Annotated in this window: 7 protein-coding genes; all 7 read right to left on the bottom strand. The window is 37.2% G+C overall.

All coding sequences use genetic code 11. From position 1 onward, the window contains the following. On the bottom strand, window positions 1-396 hold a 396-nt coding region (locus NT145_00770; protein ID MCX5781230.1), incomplete at its 3' end, for a class I tRNA ligase family protein. Between the two features lie 109 nt (window positions 397-505). Beyond that, on the bottom strand, window positions 506-1,540 hold the full coding sequence (gene mtnA, locus NT145_00765) for an S-methyl-5-thioribose-1-phosphate isomerase (protein MCX5781229.1): 1,035 nt from the start codon (window positions 1,538-1,540) through the stop codon (window positions 506-508). Window positions 1,541-1,572: 32 nt separating this feature from the next. Further along, complete coding sequence (locus NT145_00760; protein MCX5781228.1) at window positions 1,573-1,836, bottom strand: DUF167 domain-containing protein; 264 nt, start codon at window positions 1,834-1,836, stop codon at window positions 1,573-1,575. Window positions 1,837-1,965: 129 nt separating this feature from the next. Then, window positions 1,966-2,778, bottom strand: coding sequence for a pyrroline-5-carboxylate reductase (gene proC / locus NT145_00755; protein ID MCX5781227.1), 813 nt, complete (start codon window positions 2,776-2,778; stop codon window positions 1,966-1,968). Window positions 2,779-2,781: 3 nt separating this feature from the next. Further along, on the bottom strand, window positions 2,782-3,456 hold the full coding sequence (locus NT145_00750; protein MCX5781226.1) for a YggS family pyridoxal phosphate-dependent enzyme: 675 nt from the start codon (window positions 3,454-3,456) through the stop codon (window positions 2,782-2,784). Window positions 3,457-3,556: 100 nt separating this feature from the next. Continuing rightward, window positions 3,557-4,180, bottom strand: coding sequence for a dephospho-CoA kinase (coaE, locus tag NT145_00745; GenBank protein MCX5781225.1), 624 nt, complete (start codon window positions 4,178-4,180; stop codon window positions 3,557-3,559). 104 nt (window positions 4,181-4,284) lie between these two features. Next, on the bottom strand, window positions 4,285-5,509 hold a 1,225-nt coding region (gene polA, locus NT145_00740), incomplete at its 5' end, for a DNA polymerase I (protein MCX5781224.1).

The raw sequence follows: 5,509 nt of genomic DNA, 5'->3' as shown, positions 1-5,509 counted from the left end.
GAATGCCGTTGCCTGATATCTGAACTTGGTTTTATCAACAGAGTGTTTATCAAGTTTTAATTCTTTTAAACACTGCTGTTCTATCGGGAGACCGTGGCAATCCCAGCCCGGCACAAAAGGCGAATAAAATCCTGACATGGATTTATATTTAACTAAAATATCCTTTAATATTTTATTAAGAGCTGTCCCAAGGTGAATATGGCCGTTTGCGTAGGGAGGCCCGTCGTGGAGAATAAATTTTTCTTGATCCTTGTTTTTTTCAAGCATTTTGGAATAGATATCGTTGCTTGTCCACTGGTCAAGTATTCCCGGCTCTTTCTGAGGCAGATTTGCTTTCATTGCAAAATCTGTCTTCGGCAGGTTTACTGTTTTAGAAAAGTCTTTTTTTTCGCTCATATATTATTCTTTTATTTAACCCAGCTCTATAAACTTACGTCCAGAGTATCAGGGTTATTGCCTTTCATGTTTATTTAACATTCTTTCCCTTCCCTATATTTGGGACATCTTATAGGGCTGGGTGAATATTTTTGATTTCTTTTGGTTTAAAAACACCTTTTTCTGTGATTATGGCAGTAATATTTTCACTTGGGGTTACGTCAAAACCCGGATGATATGCCCTGGCCCCGATAGGAGCGATGGACTTCCCATGAATATACAACACTTCATCTGAAGACCTTTCCTCAATCACAATCTCATCCCCGCTTGGGGTATTTAAATCTATAGTTGAGATCGGTGCAGCTACATAAAAAGGTATTTTGTGATATTTTGCAAGCACTGACAAAGAATATGTACCGATTTTATTTGCTGTATCGCCGTTTCTGGCTATGCGGTCCGCCCCGACAATTACCGCGCTGATACCGGCCGTTTTCATAAAATATCCGGCCATATTGTCTGTAATCAACACGTACGGTATATTTTCCTGTTTCATTTCCCATGCGGTTAAACGGGATCCCTGCAGATACGGCCTTGTTTCATCAACAAAAACCATTTTTATTTTCCCTTTAGAATAAGCAGAACGTATTACGCCCAAAGCCGTTCCGTAACCGGCGGTAGCAAGAGCTCCCGCGTTGCAGTGAGTAATTACTACAGATTTTTTTTTGAAAAGCTTGGACCCCAATTTACCAATGAGCTTATTTGTACTAATATCTTCGTTATAAATTTTCAGAGCTTCTTTTTTTAATCTTTGGGCTAATTCGTCCGGAGTCTTTGCCTTTTGGCTCAATAAATTTTTCATTTTTTGCAACGACCAGAAAAGATTTACTGCGGTAGGACGTGTCTGAGAAAGGGCTTTTACGGCTTTTTGGATATATTTTTTTAGTTTTTCCGGGCTGCTAAATCTTTTTTCATTTGCAGCCAAAGCTACGCCGAAAGCCGCCGCCACGCCGATCGCGGGAGCGCCTCTTATTACCATTTTTTTAATCGCATCAGCCACTTCTTTGTAACTTTTGCATTTTACATATTGTGCTTTTCGTGGAAGCAGAAGCTGGTTGAGGATATAAAGGGTGTTATTTTTAAAGAAAAGTGTTTTTACGCTTCTCATCGTTGCTTTTAATTTTTGATTTTTAAAATATTTCAAGGAATAGTGTCTAGTATTTCTTCAAGTTGTTCTTCTGACCGGCCGCAAATCTCTATTGTTTTTTCCCTTCCTCTTTCCCCCTTCCTTAAAAGAACCATGGCCTTCTTTACTTCAAAAAATTCAGCAAGAAAATCCCGCAGTTCATCATTAGCTTTTCCTTCAACAGCAGGGGCACAAATCTTTACCCTAAGGATTGAACCGATTCTGGATACCACTTCATTCCTTTTTGAATTAGGAATTACGCGAACTTTGATCATCATAGCTAATTAGATCACCTCTTATTTACCCCGTTAGAAACAGCCTAACGGCTATTTATTTTTAAAATCTTTGCAATGCAACTCCCCCCTTTCTTCTCTTTATATTTTCTTCTTCTTCTGGTTTCACTGTTTCTAACGGGGTGAACTGAGTTCCCTAGCTCTTTTTTCGGCTTTTTTTAAAGCACCGTAAAATATACTTAAGAATCTCTTTTCTTCAAAATAATTTATAGCTGCCGCAGTCGTGCCGCCGGGAGAAGTCACTTTAACACGCAAATCTTTCGGGCTTAATCCGCTTTCTTTTAATAGCTTTCCCGCGCCAAATACTGTCTGCCTTGAAAGAATTTCCGATGCTTTTTTAGAAAGTCCTAAAGATCGCCCGGCTTTCTCAAGTGCTTCGGTTAAATAGAAAACATATGCGGGGCCAGAACCCGAAAGCGCCGTAACTGCATTAATATTTTTTTCGTTAAAAGGTAGGACTTTTCCTACTGTTAGAAATAGCTTTTCGGCAATTTCTAAATGATTGTTTTTTGCCCAGGCTCCTTTGCAAATACCGGTTGCCCCTTCTCCCACCAATGCCGGCATATTCGGCATGCTTCTAACTACCGGGGTGCCCTTTTTTAGATATTTTTCTATGAATTTTGTCGTAACTCCGGCTGCAAGAGAAATAATAAGCTGAGATTTCTTAATAAAAACCGAAATTTCCGTTAACACATCCTTAATTTGCTGAGGTTTTACAGCCAAAAAAATTATATCCGCATTCCGCAATGCTTTTTCGTTCTTTTTCTCAGTACGGATTTCATATTTTTTCTTAAGATAAATAAGCCTTTTGCCTTTTATATCGAACGCTGTCAGGCAATTTCTGGGCACAATGTTTTTCTTTAAAAAACCGCTTATTAAGGCTTCTGCCATATTACCGGCGCCGATGAAAGTAATAAATTTTTTCATATATTATCCAAAAATAGCTGTTCCTATTCTGACCATCGTCGAGCCTTCTTCAACAGCCACCTCAAAATCATCAGACATACCCATTGAAAGCACGTCAAAACTAGGATAAATTCTCACTGAACTGATATTATTAAATATTTCCTTAGCCTTCCTGAAATACGGTCCGGTCATCTGCGGGTCTTTGAAATAAGGGGCCATTGTCATAAGGCCGCGCAGCCGGATATTTTTTAAATCTCCTACTTCCTTTAGAAATAACTGTACTTTGTCCGGGCTGAGACCAAACTTGGTCTCTTCTTCAGAAACTTTTATCTCTAAAAGACAATCCTGAACTTTATTAATTTTTTGAGCTTGTTTATCTATCTCTTTTGCCAGCTCTATACTGTCAAGAGACTGTATCAGGTCAAAAAGCTCGACTGCCTTTTTAGCTTTATTGCTCTGTAAATGTCCTATAAGATGTTTCTTGACACCTGATAACGATATTTCGGAAAATTTTTGCTGGGCTTCTTGTATCCGGCTTTCGCCTATATCTTTTATTCCTAGGGAAATGACCTCTTTAATTCTTGCTATATCTATGGTTTTAGTGGCAATAACAAGCGTTACGGATCTGCTATTTATGCCCTTTTTTCGGCAAATATATTCAATTCTTTGCCTGATATTTTCAATTCTATCCTTTAACATAAAAAATGGTCTGGTATTATAGCAAATTTTAAAGAGAAAAGATAGATTTAGCGTTTAAATTGATTTTAAAGGAGGCTGGTAAGAACTTTTTAAGGTGTTCTTATATGCGGTTTGATAAATTTTCCCAAAGAATTCTTATTTGTTTTTGAATCATTTTTTTGTTTTTTCCGGAATTATCTATAACAAAATCAGCCATTCTTTTCTTTCTATTTAATGGAATTTGAGATCTTAAACGATTATTAATTTCAGTGTTATTCAACTTATTTCTAGCCTTCAACCTTTGCACCTGGCATTTCCTGGGACACCATACAACTATCGTTTTATCCGTTATTTTGTCAAGTTTTGCTTCAAATAAAAGCGGGGCATCTACTATAATTATACTATTATTGCCAGAATCCTTGATTTTTTCAATTCTTTTCGTTATTTGCCGGATAATTTCCGGGTGAGTAATTTTTTCTAATACTCTTCTTTTTGAAGGATTATTAAAAACTAAATGGCCGAGTTTCTTCCTGTTGATTGTTTTGTTTTTTCCGAGCACGTCCGGCCCCAAACATTTAATGATCTTTTTCCAGATTTTTGATTTTGGCTTTACTATATCTCTTGAAATTTTGTCAGAATCAATTATTTTTGCACCCAGCCGGCCAAATATCTTCACTGCGGTTGATTTCCCGCTGGCTATTCCGCCCGTTAGACCTATAATTAGGTAATTTTTTTTGGTTTTCATGCTCTATTTTTAAACACCGTATAAAAGTTTAAATGTTTAGAAAGTTTTGAAAGTTAAAAGCTTTAACTTTTACACCTTTACACTTTCATAACTTTTAAACGCCTTTAGATTTTTGTCATCTCTGCCCAGTTTAATCCCGATTTTATATCAACTACCACGGGGATTTCAAGTTTTACAGCGTTTTCCATTTCTTCTTTTGCTAATGCGGCTGTTTTATTAAGTTCTTTTTCAGGAGTTTCAATCAAAAGGTCGTCGTGAACTTGTACGAGCATTTTCGTTTTATAGTTTTCTTTTTTAAAATGCCGGTTTAAATTTATCATGGCTATTTTAATTATGTCTGCGGACGTCCCCTGAATAGGGGTATTCATTGCAATTCTTTCCGAAAAACCTCTTACCTGGGCATTTTTTGAATTTATGTCGGGAAGATACCTGATTCTTCCGAAAAGAGTGGACACATAACCGCTTACCCTGGTTTCCTGCAATAAATTTCCCATCCATTCTTTTACGCCTTTATATTTTTCAAAATATTTATCAATGTAGTTTTTAGCCTCAGTTGTTGAAATTTTAAGCTGTTGAGAAAGTCCGTAAGGCGAAATTCCGTAAATAATGCCGAAATTGATAGTTTTTGCGATTCTGCGAATCTCGTCAGTAATTTCTTTATCGGTTACACCGAAGATTTCTCTTGCCGTAGCTGAATGTATATCCTCGCCGTTTTTAAAAGCTTTTATGAGGGCAGGATCCTGCGAAATATGCGCAAGGACTCGCAGATCAATCTGCGAATAATCAGCGGAAAGAAGGATGTTGTCTTTTTCGGCAATAAATACGCTTCTTATTTTCTTTCCGTAGTCGCTTCTTATCGGAATATTCTGCAGATTGGGTTCGGTTGAAGAAAGTCTCCCGGTGGCCGTTACCGCTTGATTGAAAGACGTATGAACTCTTGAAGTTTTTTTGTCGGCAAGATTGATCAAGGAATCAATATATGTGGATTCCAGCTTCTGCAGTTCCCTGTGTTCAATTAATTTTGCCGGAAGCTCATGTTTATCGGAAAGTTCGGTCAAAACCTCTTCGTCAGTAGAATATCCCGTTTTTGTTTTTTTCAAAACCGGAAGCTTTAACTTTTCAAAGAGAATTACCGACAATTGTTTAGGGGAATTTATGTTAAATTCTTCGCCGGCAAGGCTGTAAATATTTTTTTCAATTGTCTTCAAGCTCTGCTTAAACTCAGAATCAAGTTTTTTCAAAAGAGGCATGTTGACCTTAATGCCGAAATATTCCATCTCGGCAAGAATATTTACCAAAGGCATCTCAATATCAAAAAAAAGTTTTTCA

The organism is Elusimicrobiota bacterium (assembly GCA_026388075.1).
In the GTDB taxonomy this organism is placed as follows: Bacteria; Elusimicrobiota; Endomicrobiia; order Endomicrobiales; family JAPLKN01; genus JAPLKN01.
Note: the sequence above shows the minus strand (reverse complement) of the source record. Positions and strands in the feature narration are given on the sequence as shown.

What these genes read in the sequence shown, in the direction of transcription:
- mtnA (MCX5781229.1), bottom strand. Translation starts at nt 1,540, where the DNA reads ATGAGAAGCGTAAAAACACTTTTCTTTAAAAATAACACCCTTTATATC.
- NT145_00760 (MCX5781228.1), bottom strand. Translation starts at nt 1,836, where the DNA reads ATGATGATCAAAGTTCGCGTAATTCCTAATTCAAAAAGGAATGAAGTG.
- proC (MCX5781227.1), bottom strand. Translation starts at nt 2,778, where the DNA reads ATGAAAAAATTTATTACTTTCATCGGCGCCGGTAATATGGCAGAAGCC.
- NT145_00750 (MCX5781226.1), bottom strand. Translation starts at nt 3,456, where the DNA reads ATGTTAAAGGATAGAATTGAAAATATCAGGCAAAGAATTGAATATATT.
- coaE (MCX5781225.1), bottom strand. Translation starts at nt 4,180, where the DNA reads ATGAAAACCAAAAAAAATTACCTAATTATAGGTCTAACGGGCGGAATA.